Origin of the sequence: Zoogloea sp. (genome assembly GCF_017302315.1) — a bacterium.
GTDB lineage: Bacteria > Pseudomonadota > Gammaproteobacteria > Burkholderiales > Rhodocyclaceae > Zoogloea.
The window spans coordinates 1-11,858 of sequence record NZ_JAFLDT010000105.1 but is presented as its reverse complement, the minus strand read 5'-3'; the positions used below and the strand labels follow the sequence as shown (position 1 = coordinate 11,858).

Genomic DNA, 11,858 nt, shown 5'->3' with positions numbered 1-11,858 from the left:
GCGCCCTTTGAGAACATTCTCGGCCAGCCACTGCGGACCTGAAAGGTAAGGCAGGCCGCGGTCAAGAATTTCCTCGAGCAGGGCGTTGCCACCCAGGGCGTGGGTCCAGGCGCGCAGCATGCGCTGGACATGGACGGGTTTGGCGCCGAGGTCGGCGAGCCGTTGGCGGAGGTGTTCGATGCGCATGAGGGGGCGAATGATAGGCCTTTTTTACTGTGTTTTCAGGGGTTGGGGTGGCCTGAGCGGGAGGAGTGCTTCCGCAGCAAGTGACTTCAGTTCGGGAGTCCGCCGCCGTTAAACCGCCCCATGTCCTTTCGCCCTCGTCTCGGCTACCCGGTTCTGTTCGTGCTTGTGGCGCTGGCCATTGTGGCGCCGCTGGCGTTTCTGCTCGTGGCGGCGTATGGGGACTTGCATCGTCAGGCGGAAACGAGTGCGCGCAATGTGGTCAATGTTCTAGAGGCGCGCCTGGAGGCCACTCTCCGCCGGGCTCAAGCCGGCCTTGAGGAGCTGGCGGCCGAGACCCCACTGGAGGCTCTGGAAAGTGCCGTTTCACCCGCCCTTCAGCGCCAGGTCCAGTTCCAGCTGGCCCTGCGCGCCCGGCATTTTCCGGAGATCACCGGCTTTCGCCTGATTGACCGGGAGGGGGTGGTGCGCTTCGCGTCCGAGATTGAGTCACCCCGGGCGAACGCCCTGGGACGCAGTTATTTCGAGAGTCTGCGCAAGGACCCTACCCAGTCGCTGGTGTTCTCCGAGGTGGCCGTGGGGCGCATGGCGGGGCGTCAGCAGCTATACATGGCCACGCCGATACGCGATGCCCACGGGGGCTTTGCCGGGGTGGCCATGGCGCCCCTCGAACTGAACTACGTGCAGGCGCTCTTCGATGCGGTGGATCTGGGGCCCGGTGGAGTCATCACCTTTCGGCGCTCCGATGACGGTCGCCTCGTGCTGCGCCGTCCGGCCCAGCCCGACCGGGTCAATCAGACCCTCAGCAATAACCCCATGCACATGCGCATCGAGGCCGGCGAGCGGGAGGGCACCATCCGCTACGAGGCCGCCATCGACCAGGTGGAGCGGGTTTATGCCTACAAGCGGGTAGGGAACTATCCCTTTTACGCCGCCGCCGGGATCGCCACCCGCGACTACCTGGCCCACTGGCAGCGCGATGCCCTGTGGGCGGTGGGGGCGGCGACCCTGTTCCTGTGTGCGCTGGGCGCGCTGCTGTGGCGCCTGCATTTCACCAAACAGCAGGAGCGGCGTGCGGCCCGGGACCTGCAGGCCAGCGAGGACCGTTTCCAGCTTCTTCTCAATTCGGTGGGGGAAGGCATCTGCGGAATTGATCGGAACGGAAGACATCTTTTCTGCAATCCGGCTGCCTTGCAGATTCTTGGTTTCTCCAGTGAAGCCGATCTGCAGGGCAAGGATATCCCCAGCCTGCTGCACACCCACGATGCCGCCGGTCAGCCCCTGGCCGCGGAGAACTGCCTGATACGGCGGGCCGTGGCCGTGGGGACGGCTGTGCACAGCAATGACGGCTTGTTCTCCCGGACCGATGGCAGCTTGCTTCCGGTGCGCTTCGACGCCTATCCCCTGGTCAAGGATGACACCCATGTGGGTGCCGTGCTGCTCTTTGCCGATATCACCGAGCGTCGTCGTAACGAAGCGCGGATCGAGTTCCTGGCCCACCACGATCCCCTCACGGCCCTGCCCAACCGCCTGCTGGCGGAAGACCGCTTCGAGCAGGCTCGCGCTCTTGCCTTGCGGGCCGGCGAGCAGGTAGCCCTGCTGTTCCTGGATCTGGACGGTTTCAAGACCATCAACGACTCCCTCGGCCACGATGTGGGTGACGAGATGCTCAAGGCCCTGGCCACCCGGCTGCGCCGGCAGCTCCGCGAGGCCGACACCGTGTGCCGCCTGGGGGGCGACGAGTTCCTGGTGATCCTGCCCGGGGTGCGTGAGCTGGATGGCCTGACCCAGCGCATCGTCCGCCTGCTGGCCAGCGTCGAGGCACCGGTGGTACTGCCAGGGCGCCAGTTGTCCACCTCGGTGTCCATCGGTGTGGCGCTGTTCCCTGGCGACGGGCGGGATTTCACCACCCTGATGAAAAAGGCCGACACGGCCATGTACCACGCCAAGGACGCCGGCCGGAACACCTACCGCCTGTTCGACGAGGCCATGAACCAGCATGTGCAGGAGTCCCTGCGCCTGCGCTCCAACTTCCAGCGCGGCCTCAACAACGGCGAGTTCGTGCTGCACTTCCAGCCCCTGCTCGATCTGCGCAGCGGCCGGGTGGTGGGGGCGGAGGCCCTGGTGCGCTGGCAGGACCCGGAGCGCGGCCTGCTGCCTCCCGGGCTGTTCATCCCGGTGGCCGAAAGCAGCGGCATGATCGTTCCCCTGGGCGCCTGGGTGCTGGGCGAGGCCTGTCGTCAGGCCGCTGCCTGGCGGGCTGCGGGGCACCACCTGGTGGTGGCGGTGAACATCTCCGCCATCCAGTTCAAGCGCGGCGGCATCGAGCAGACGGTGGCCGAGGCCCTGCGCGACAGCGGTCTGCCGGCCCATCTGCTGGAAATCGAACTGACCGAGAGCACCCTGCTGCATCAGACCGACGAGGTGCTGGCCACCCTGCACAGCCTGCGGGAGTCCGGCGTGCGCCTGTCCATCGACGATTTTGGCACCGGCTACTCCAGCCTCGCCTATCTCAAGCGGTTGGCGGTGAACAAGCTCAAGATCGACCAGTCCTTTGTACGCGATCTGACCAGCGACCCCGAAGACTCGGCCATCGTGCGGGCCATCATCGACATGGCCCACAGCCTCAACCTCACCACCATCGCCGAAGGCGTGGAGAACGAGGAGGTGCTGGCCGTGCTGCGGCAGTTCGGGTGTGACGAGGCCCAGGGCTATCACTTCGCCCGGCCCCTGCCCGAGGCGGACTTCCGGCGCTACCTGGAGGCTCCGGAGCGCGCCGTGGGGTAAAGTGGCGCCCATGCACGCCGCGCCCCGCCTCTCCGAAGATGATGTCGAGTTCACCGCCATCCGCGCCCAGGGCGCGGGCGGGCAGAACGTGAACAAGGTTTCCAGCGCCGTGCACCTGCGCTTCGACATCGCCGCATCGGCGCTGCCGGAGGCCATCAAGGCGCGCCTGCTCCTGCTGGGGGATCAGCGTGTCAGCAAGGAGGGGGTGGTGGTCATCAAGGCCCAGGAATTCCGCAGCCTCGACAAGAATCGCGCCGAAGCCCTGCGCCGTCTGCAGGAGCTGGTGGACAGCGCTGCCCATGTGCCGAAAGCGCGGCGGCCCACGCGCCCCACCCGGGGTTCGGTCACCCGGCGCCTGGAGGGCAAGGCCCGCCGCAGCGCGGTCAAGGCCGGCCGCGGAAGGGTCGAATGAAAGGGTAGAGCGATTTGCGCGGCGCGGGAGGCGCCTAGCGGGGGAGGAAGGGCACCACCTCACCGGCGTGTTTGCGGGCCAGCTTGGCTGCCTTCTTCTCCTTGGGGTTCAGCAAGGGCTGCTTCTTGACTTCCTTGTTGCTCTGTTTCGACTTGGTCATGATCGTGCTCCTCTTGGCGCACCGGCGAAAGCCGGGTGCCCGACCACTATAGGCTGATGCCGGGCGCGAAACTGTTTCGGCAAAAATACAGGCTTGCCGCCCGTCGTCACTCAGCCATCACCTTCGCGTCACATCCGTGCAGCATCGGGCCGCAACACTGCGTGCATGGACCGCGCCGGACTCGTTTGCCAGGAACTCGCCCATCCACTGACCTACCTTCGGGTGGCCGTGGTGACGGAGACCTATCCGCCCGAAATCAATGGGGTGGCGATGACCACTGGCCGCATGGTGGATGGGCTGGTGGCCGCCGGACACCGGGTGGACCTGATCCGTCCGCGCCAGGCCCACGAGGGCGGGTCGATCCAGCTGGCCGATGGCGCGGAGGGGGTGGAGGAGATGCTCTCCCGCGGTATTCCGCTGCCCCGTTACGCCAACCTGCAACTCGGCTTGCCGGCCCGCAAGGTGCTGCTGCGCCGCTGGTCGGTGCAGCGTCCGGATGTGGTCCAGGTGGTGACCGAAGGCCCCCTGGGCTGGTCGGCGCTGACCGCGGCGCGCAAGCTGCGGCTGCCGGTGATCAGCGAATTCCACACGAATTTTCATCGCTACAGCGGCCACTACGGGGTGGGCTGGCTGAAACGTCCCATCGCGGCCTACCTGCGCAAGTTCCACAACCGTGCCGACTTGACCCTCGTTCCTACCCGAGCCCTCTGCGGCGAGCTGGCCGAACAGGGGATCGCACGGGTGGACGTGGTCTCCCGGGGGGTGGATACAGCCCTCTTCGATCCGGCCCGGCGCAGTGCCTCCCTGCGGCGTAGCTGGGGGCTGGAGGACGATGACCTGGCGGTGGTTTACGTGGGGCGCATTGCCCCGGAGAAGAATCTGGCCCTGCTGGAGAAGGCCTTTGACGCGATCCGTGCCCGTCAGCCCCGGGCACGCCTGATCCTGGTGGGCAGCGGTCCGGCCGCGCAGGCCCTGCAGGCGCGTCAGCCGGCGGCGGTGTTCTGCGGCCCGCGCAGCGGCCCCTTCCTGGCCGAGCACTACGCCAGTGGCGACCTCTTCCTGTTTCCCAGTCTCACCGAGACCTACGGCAACGTGGTGGCCGAAGCCCTGGCCAGCGGCCTGCCGGTGGTGGCCTACCGGGATGCGGCGGCCCGCGAGCTGATCGAACACAAGGTACATGGGTGGCTGGCCGAGCCCGGCGACGAGGCCGCCTTCGTGGCCGGTGCCGTGGCCCTCGCCGAGGCACCTGAACTGCGTTCCCGTCAGCGCCTGGCTGCGCGAGAGCGGGTGGCCAGCCTGGCTTGGCAGGCCATCGTCGAACGCCTGGTGACATTACAGCGCCAGGTCATCCTGAGTTCCCCCGTCACTGCCCGGAGGTAAGCCATGTTCGCCCTGCCCGCCCGACTGCAATTGCTGGACGACCGCCTGGCGGTGCGTTCCAACCGGCTTTCCCGCCACCGGGGCCTGCGCGACCTGTTGCGTGTGGCCAGCCGCCTGGGCGACGGGGTGGCCTGGTATACCCTCGCTGCCTGCCTGTTTGCCCTGTTCGGTGGCGAGGCATTGCCGGCGCTGCGCCACATGCTGGTGGCCGGTGTGCTTGGGGTGGTGATTTACAAGCTGCTCAAGATGCACACCCTGCGCCCGCGCCCCTTCGAGGTGGTGACGGATGTGGTGTGTGCCGGCTGTCCTCTGGACAAGTTCAGCTTCCCCTCGGGGCATACCCTCCATGCCGTGAGCTTTTCCCTGATCCTCGCCCACCATTTCCCCGCCCTTGGCCCGGCCGTCTACGGCTTTGCCCTGTTGGTGGCGGTCTCGCGCCCCGTACTGGGGTTGCACTACCCCAGCGATGTGCTGGCCGGTGCAGCGATCGGCGCCTGCCTGGCCCAGGGGGCCATCGCCCTGGTCTGACCGCAGGCCTGCGCCCGGCAACAACAAGCCGGGCGGGCTCTTCCCCGAGAGGGTGTGAATAAACCGACTGCGCAGCCTGAGCTCGCCCCTGCGATGCTCACCGTAGCCTTGTACGGCTGCGCTTCTCGGGGCGAACTCGAACCGGCTCGCTAGGATTTCCTCACACCCTCTCAAGCCGCCCTCGCCCTTCCAGGCCGGGTTGCTCCCGATGCGACGGCCTTGGTCAACGGCCTGCCTGCTTCGCCCGTGACAGCGGGCGCGTGCACTTGTTGCGAGGTGTCGGATTCCGGCTTTCGTCCCTGTCAGGCCCGCAGGAAGAGGTCTTCGGGTAGGGGCAGGCAGGCCCGCAGGATGCGGTTGGGGGTTCCGCCCAGGCGTGCCCGGGCGGCCAGCGGCTCGACTTCGGCGGTCCACCCGGGCAGTTCGCCCTCCAGCAGGCGGCCAAGCTGGCCCAGACGTCGGCCGGTGTGGTTCAGGTAGAGGTTGAAACGGCGCTGCACGCGCCGATCCACCAGGCGGGCCGCATGGTAGAGCCCGGCGTGCAAGTGGCTGCTGCGCAGCCAGCTTTCACCGCGGGTGAGAGTGGCAAGCGCCTGACCGACCTTCTCGGGGGGGCTTTCGAAGGCCCGTGCCATGAGCGGGATCAGGGTGTCGCGCTCCGCTTCCAGCAGATCCGCCGGACGGGAGAAGAGATGACCGGCCACGTGGCGGTCCATGGCCCACTCGACGGCCACGTGGGTGGTGATGTCGGATTCGAACCACAGGCGTTCGTGGGCCGGTACGAAATGATTGTGGGCGATGATGTCGGCCATGAGGTGGCTGGCGTAGCCGAGCACCGCAGCATGTTCGGCGTCGCTCCTCGCCGCGTCCATCAGGGCATGCAACTGGGGCCAGCGATGACTGCTGGTGAGGGCTTCCGCGCCTGCGCTGCGGGCGGTGAGCGCCACGTCGGGCAGACAGGCCCCGGCCATGACCCCTTGCGGGTGGCGCCGGGCCAGACGGCGCAGGGCCGGGTCCGCCAGGGGAATCGCCCACAGCAGCAACTGGGCGAAATAGACGTGGGTGTACAGGCCCCAGGCCAGGGCGTCGGTACTCGTCAGCAGCAGCGGCAACAAGCACAGCAGTGGTGCGGGGAGTCGGCGGGACGAGGCATGGGCTTCCATGGGGCGACTTTGCCTGCGGGCCGTGACAGGGGCGTGCCAGGGACGTGTCAGGCCGGTGAAGCGGGCGCTCTGCATCGCGCCGACGGGCCCCCTACAGAGTTCAGGGCCGAAGCCGATAGAATGGCATGCCGCCTGTGGCTGTTGCCCTTTGGCCATCTTGATGAACCCACCGCCGTCTACTGCTGGCGCCTCCCGGAACCCGCCTTCCAAAGGCTCGGGGCGAGGTGATGCCCGCGATTTCTGGCGCTTCGAGTGGCTGCTTGCCGTGGCGGTGCTTATCACCAATCTGGCGGTCTTCGAACTTGCCTGGATCAGCATCAAGGAAGGTCGCCAGCGGGCGGAAGAGCTTGCCGGCCTGAGCACGCGTGACACGGCGCAGGTGCTCGATCAAAGCCTGACCAGCGTCGGACGGACCATCGATGTCACCCTGCGGGCGCTTGCCGATGAACTCGAGCGCAGTGAGCTTGAAGGGCGCATGCATCGGGAGGGCATTCTCTCCCTGCTCGCCCGCTACAAGGGGTGGTTGCCGGAAACCGAGGCGTTGCGGGTCTTTGATGCGGATGGCCAGCCGCGCTGGGCGAGCCAAGGGGGGGCCTCCGGACGTGCCAGCGAGGCTGAGCAGGTGTATTTCCAGCGCCTGGAAGCCGAGGCCGGGCTCGGCATGGTGGTGTCGCAACCCGTCCGTGACCGGGAGACCGGCAATTGGGTTCTGGCCTTTGCGCGGGGCATCCGCTTGCCGGATGGGCGCTTTGGGGGGGCGGTGGTGGCAACGGTGCCGGTGGACTTCGTGACCGAACTGCTGGCCACGGCCAGGGCGGGGCCGAAGGGGCTGACCATGCTGCGTTACGATGACTTGAGTCTGGTCAGTGCCTACCCCGCGCTGGAGGGGGCGCTCAACGAGATGGGCAACCGGGATGTCCCCGACGATCTGCGCCAGCTGCTGACTTCAGGGGCCACGACGGGCAGCACCCGGACCTCCCTCCCCGGGGGGGGTGAGCGGGTTGGGTCGATGCGTCGCCTCCAGGGGCTGCCTTTCGTCCTTGTGGTGAGTCTGCTCAGCGAGAGCTACCTGGAGGCGTGGCGTGGCGATGTGCTGAACACCGGGCTGCTGGTGCTGGTGTTTCTGGTCCTCAGTACCGGTTCGGCCATGCTGGTGATCCGCTATCACCTGCGTCAGCGCGCCCATGGGGCGCGGCTCAAGCAGACCCTCGCCGATCTGCGCAACCGCGATCAGGCCCTCGGCATCACCGAGAGAGTGGGCGGGCTGGGCGTCTTCTCCATCGATCTCCATACCGGGCAAACACACGCTTCACCGCAGTTCCTCGAGATCTTCGGGGTGCGCCCCGGGGAGGATTTTCCCCCGGACATATGGCGTGCGCGGCTGCACCCGGACGACCGGGCGGAAACCCTCGCGCGCTTTGACACGGGAACCATGGGGCGCGGAGAACCCTTCGACCACGAATACCGGTTCATCCGGTCGGATGGGGAGGTGCGCTGGATCCATGGCATCGCGGGGGCGGAGCGGGATGAGGCGGGCGTGCCGGCCCGGGTCCATGGCGCGGTGCAGGACGTGACGGACCGGCGGCGCGCCGAGGCCTCCCTGAAAAGCGCCTTCGACGAATACGAGCGGCTGGTGGCCAGCATCCCGGTGGGGATCTTCAAGTTGCACTGGCGGTCCTGGGAGAACAGCCGTTTCGTGTATGTGAGCCCGCGCTTCTGCGAACAGTGGGGGCTGGCGGCCGATGCGGTGCTGGCCGATGCGCGCATACCTTATCGCCAGATCCATGAAGACGACCTGGCTTCATTCCAGGCGGCCCAGGGCCGCGTCAGCGATGGTCTGGCGTCCTTCGAATGGGAGGGGCGCATCCGGGTTGCGGCCGGAGTGCGCTGGATCTCCGTGATGGCCCGGCCCAGCTCCCTTGAGGACGGTTCGGTGATGTGGGAAGGGGTGCAGTCGGATGTGACCGACCGCAAGATCACCGAGATCGCCCTGCGCGAAAGCGAAGAGCACTATCGCCTGCTGTTGCAACACTCCCCGGTGGGCATCCTCAAATATGATACCCGGCTCAAGGTGAGTTACTGCAACCAGCAGTTCGCCCAGATCATGAACGTTCCGCTGCCCTACATGCAGCAGCTGGACTGCAGCAAGCTGAAGGACGTGAGGGTGCTGCCGGCCTTGCGAGAGGCCGTGGTGGGGCAGGTGGGGCGCTACGAGGGCCCCTACCACACCACCTACGATGGTCACGAGTTGAACATCGCCATGAACTGCGCACCCCTGCGCGACGAGGCAGGGCAGATCGTGGGGGGGATCGCCATTCTCGAGGACATCACCGAACGCGTCCTCAAGGACAACGAGCTGGCCCGCTACCGGGACAGCCTGGAGGATCTGGTGGCCGAACGCACCGCCGACCTGGTTTCGGCCCGCGCCGAGGCCGAGCGGCTGGCCCGGGTGAAGAGCGAGTTCCTGGCCAACATGAGTCACGAAATACGCACCCCCCTCAATGGCGTCCTGGGCCTGGCTCACATCGGTTTCCGCGAAAGCCGTGGCCGCGACAAGGCGCAGGATGCCTTTGCCCGCATCCTGTCCTCGGGCCAGTTGCTGCTCGGCATCATCAACGACATCCTCGACTTTTCGAAGATCGAAGCGGGCAAGCTGCGTATCGAGGCCATTCCGATGGATCTGGCCCGGACCATCGGTGACACTCTGGAGCTGATGGAGGAGCGCGCCCAGGCCAAGGGCCTGGCCCTGCGGCTCCGGCGCCTGTCCGACCTGCCCGAGAGCTGCATTTCCGATCCTCTGCGGGTCGGGCAGGTGTTGATCAACCTGCTCTCCAACGCGATCAAGTTCACCGAGCGCGGCAGTGTCACCCTCAGCGTGGGGCAGGAAGGGGGGCAACTGGTGTTCGAGGTCAGCGATACCGGTATCGGCATGAGCGAAGGGGAGGTGGCCAAGGTCTTTGCCCCCTTCGAGCAGGCGGACAACTCGACCACCCGCAAGTTCGGTGGCACCGGACTGGGGCTCACCATCACCTATCGCATCGTCGAGCTGATGGGCGGCACACTGCACGCCCACAGTCGTCCGGGCGTGGGCAGCACCTTCGAGGTACGCCTGCCCTGCGTGCCGGTGGATACCGTGGTTCGCGACAGGGATTCCGTCGGCCCGCCGCTGCCGGAGGGGGGCGCGGGGGCCAGGCTGGCCGGGCTGCGGGTCCTGGTGGCGGAGGACAACGAGGTGAATCAGATGGTGCTGGAGGAATTCCTCATGGCTGAAGGGGCCGAGGTGAGCCTGACCAGTAACGGCCAGGAGGCCGTGGCCTGTCTGACGCAGCAGGGGGCGGCTGCCTTTCATGTGGTCCTGATGGACGTGCAGATGCCCGTCATGGACGGCTACGCCGCGACCCGCGCGATCCATGCCATTGCCCCGGCCTTGCCGGTGATTGGCCAGACCGCCCACGCCTTTGACGAGGAGCGTGCCCATTGCCTGGAGGCGGGCATGATCGATCACCTGGCCAAACCCATTGACCCCGAGGAGATGGTGCGGGTCATCCTGCGCCACACCACCGGGTGGGCGCCGGGCTAGCGCTGCCCGATCCGCGCGCCGCTGAACAGGTCGGCCTGCCCCCGTGGCTGGCAACGCCAGAACTGCGGTGCGGCGTCCACCCGGGCGCCCAGTCTGGCGGCCGCATGCCAGGGCCAGCGCGGTTCATAGAGCATGGCCCGGGCCACGCCCACCAGGTCGGCCTGGCCGGTGGCGACGATGGCCTCGGCCTGCTCCGCTTCGGTGATCAGGCCCACGGCGATGGTCGGCAGCCCGGTCTCGGCGCGGATGCGCTCGGCAAAGGGCAGCTGGTAGCCGGGGCCGAGGGCGATCTTCTGCAGGGGCGAGAGCCCCCCCGTGGATACGTGGATGAAGTCGCAGCCCCGCGCCTTGAGGGCCTCGGCCAGTACCACGCTCTGCGCCAGATCCCAGCCACCCTCCACCCAGTCGGTGGCCGAGATGCGCATGCCCACCGGCTTGCCGGCGGGGAAGGCGGCGCGCACCGCATCGAAGACTTCCAGCGGAAAGCGCAGGCGATTCTCCAGGCTGCCGCCGTAGGCATCGTCGCGCTGGTTGGCCAGGGGCGACAGGAACTCGTGCAGCAGATAGCCATGGGCGCCGTGCACCTCGACGGCGTCCAGGCCAATGTGCGCGGCGCGGCGGGTGGCGGCCACGAAGGCGGCGAAGGCGCGGTTGGTCACCGGCCGCTCGTCGATCCAGAAGTCACCGACCGTGGCCAGCGCATCACCGTGATCGAGAAGGCCGTCCCTCCCGCCTATCGGGCCGAACCGAACCGCAAACGCATTGCCATCGCGTCTTTCGGAGCCGGCGTGATCCTGTCCGGGGCGTTACTGGTCCTGCTGGAGATCCTGAACCAGACCATTCGCCGCCCGTCCGAACTCTCCAAGGTTCTGGGCGCGCCGCCCTTTGGGACGGTCGGCTACCTTGACGGGGCGCCGGCGCGGCTGGGCTGGTCGGCAAACCGGCTTGCGACACTTGCGATCTTTCTGATCAACATCCCGATCATCCTGTTCGTGGTCCATATCTATGTCGCCCCGATCGGTTCATTGATCGGCCTTGCGCCAAAGCCTGCCGAGGTGAATGGCGCTTCCACCGTAGAGACCGAGTAGACCGATATGGAACGGATCCAGTCCGCACTCGCAAAGGCCCGTTCGGCCCGCGATCGCAAGCTTCAGTCCACCAATCCCGCCTCTGCCGCTGGCGGCGGGCCCTGGCGGCATGGGTCGCATAATGCAGCGCCATGTCGGCAAGGAAATGAGGTGGATCAACCGGATCGCGGCGCTGGAGGAAACAGCGCAGCCGCCACAGCGCCCCGCCGGTGAGGCGGGCCAGCGTTGCCAGCGCGGCGTACCCCGCGCCGTGCACCCTGGTGAAGTAGTATAGCCGCGAATCGAGCCAGAACCGGGGGATGCGGTCCCAGGTCTTCATGCCGGTGGAGGCCGAGCCGATATGTTCCACTTCGCTCCCCCGCACATAATCGGTGGCATAGCCCGCCTGCGCGGCGCGGTGAAAGAGTTCGGTTTCCTCGTAATACAGGAAGAAGGTCTCGTCGAAGAGGCCGATGCGGTCCAGCACGTCCATGCGCATGAGGACCGAGGCGCCGGCGAGCCAGTCCACCCGGGTGGTGTGGTCGGGCACCGGCAGGGGGACGATGGCCTTGTGCAGCAGCCGGCTGACCGGGCCAAA

The 11,858-nt window shown here is 67.2% G+C and carries 10 protein-coding genes and 1 pseudogene; 6 read left to right on the top strand and 5 right to left on the bottom strand.

Annotated features, from left to right (window positions below; all coding sequences use genetic code 11):
• A partial coding sequence (locus tag J0L98_RS19665; RefSeq protein WP_296413663.1) for a hypothetical protein occupies positions 1 to 186 on the bottom strand: 186 nt, incomplete at its 3' end.
• Between the two features lie 120 nt (positions 187 to 306).
• Here J0L98_RS19665 and J0L98_RS19660 point away from each other — a divergent pair.
• Together J0L98_RS19660 and arfB are read left to right on the top strand one after the other, a co-directional pair.
• Positions 307 to 2,970, top strand: coding sequence for an EAL domain-containing protein (locus J0L98_RS19660; RefSeq protein ID WP_296413661.1), 2,664 nt, complete (start codon positions 307 to 309; stop codon positions 2,968 to 2,970).
• 10 nt (positions 2,971 to 2,980) lie between these two features.
• Entirely contained in the window at positions 2,981 to 3,382 is a 402-nt protein-coding gene (gene arfB, locus J0L98_RS19655; RefSeq protein WP_296413660.1) for an alternative ribosome rescue aminoacyl-tRNA hydrolase ArfB, read from the top strand.
• A gap of 34 nt (positions 3,383 to 3,416) precedes the next feature.
• Here arfB and J0L98_RS19650 read toward each other — a convergent pair whose 3' ends face one another.
• On the bottom strand, positions 3,417 to 3,542 hold the full coding sequence (locus tag J0L98_RS19650) for a hypothetical protein (protein ID WP_296413659.1): 126 nt from the start codon (positions 3,540 to 3,542) through the stop codon (positions 3,417 to 3,419).
• 165 nt (positions 3,543 to 3,707) lie between these two features.
• Here J0L98_RS19650 and J0L98_RS19645 point away from each other — a divergent pair, with 165 nt between their 5' ends.
• Positions 3,708 to 4,922 (top strand): glycosyltransferase family 1 protein, encoded by a 1,215-nt coding sequence (locus J0L98_RS19645; protein WP_296413658.1) that lies wholly within the window; start codon positions 3,708 to 3,710, stop codon positions 4,920 to 4,922.
• Positions 4,923 to 4,925: 3 nt separating this feature from the next.
• Positions 4,926 to 5,450 carry a phosphatase PAP2 family protein gene (locus tag J0L98_RS19640; protein ID WP_296413657.1) on the top strand — a complete coding sequence of 175 codons (525 nt, stop codon included), beginning with the start codon at positions 4,926 to 4,928 and terminating at the stop codon, positions 5,448 to 5,450.
• Between the two features lie 302 nt (positions 5,451 to 5,752).
• Here J0L98_RS19640 and J0L98_RS19635 read toward each other — a convergent pair whose 3' ends face one another.
• Entirely contained in the window at positions 5,753 to 6,613 is an 861-nt protein-coding gene (locus J0L98_RS19635) for a zinc dependent phospholipase C family protein (RefSeq protein WP_296413655.1), read from the bottom strand.
• 160 nt (positions 6,614 to 6,773) lie between these two features.
• Between J0L98_RS19635 and J0L98_RS19630 the strand changes: the two genes are divergently transcribed.
• Positions 6,774 to 10,193 carry an ATP-binding protein gene (locus J0L98_RS19630; RefSeq protein WP_296413654.1) on the top strand — a complete coding sequence of 1,140 codons (3,420 nt, stop codon included), beginning with the start codon at positions 6,774 to 6,776 and terminating at the stop codon, positions 10,191 to 10,193.
• Here J0L98_RS19630 and J0L98_RS19625 read toward each other — a convergent pair.
• Entirely contained in the window at positions 10,190 to 10,777 is a 588-nt protein-coding gene (locus tag J0L98_RS19625; protein ID WP_296413653.1) for a hypothetical protein, read from the bottom strand. The two genes, J0L98_RS19630 and J0L98_RS19625, sit on opposite strands and share 4 nt — an antisense overlap.
• Here J0L98_RS19625 and J0L98_RS19620 point away from each other — a divergent pair.
• The gene (locus J0L98_RS19620; RefSeq protein WP_296413651.1) at positions 10,763 to 11,281 is read left to right on the top strand and encodes a hypothetical protein; all 519 of its coding nucleotides are present in this window, start codon (positions 10,763 to 10,765) and stop codon (positions 11,279 to 11,281) included. The genes J0L98_RS19625 and J0L98_RS19620 overlap by 15 nt on opposite strands.
• Here the strand turns inward: J0L98_RS19620 and J0L98_RS19615 are convergent.
• Positions 11,175 to 11,858: pseudogene (locus tag J0L98_RS19615) on the bottom strand (hypothetical protein); the annotation flags it as partial. The gene J0L98_RS19620 and the pseudogene J0L98_RS19615 overlap by 107 nt on opposite strands.

What these genes read in the sequence shown, in the direction of transcription:
- J0L98_RS19620 (WP_296413651.1), top strand. Translation starts at nt 10,763, where the DNA reads ATGGGCGCCGTGCACCTCGACGGCGTCCAGGCCAATGTGCGCGGCGCG.
- J0L98_RS19630 (WP_296413654.1), top strand. Translation starts at nt 6,774, where the DNA reads ATGAACCCACCGCCGTCTACTGCTGGCGCCTCCCGGAACCCGCCTTCC.
- J0L98_RS19650 (WP_296413659.1), bottom strand. Translation starts at nt 3,542, where the DNA reads ATGACCAAGTCGAAACAGAGCAACAAGGAAGTCAAGAAGCAGCCCTTG.
- J0L98_RS19645 (WP_296413658.1), top strand. Translation starts at nt 3,708, where the DNA reads ATGGACCGCGCCGGACTCGTTTGCCAGGAACTCGCCCATCCACTGACC.
- arfB (WP_296413660.1), top strand. Translation starts at nt 2,981, where the DNA reads ATGCACGCCGCGCCCCGCCTCTCCGAAGATGATGTCGAGTTCACCGCC.
- J0L98_RS19660 (WP_296413661.1), top strand. Translation starts at nt 307, where the DNA reads ATGTCCTTTCGCCCTCGTCTCGGCTACCCGGTTCTGTTCGTGCTTGTG.
- J0L98_RS19635 (WP_296413655.1), bottom strand. Translation starts at nt 6,613, where the DNA reads ATGGAAGCCCATGCCTCGTCCCGCCGACTCCCCGCACCACTGCTGTGC.
- J0L98_RS19640 (WP_296413657.1), top strand. Translation starts at nt 4,926, where the DNA reads ATGTTCGCCCTGCCCGCCCGACTGCAATTGCTGGACGACCGCCTGGCG.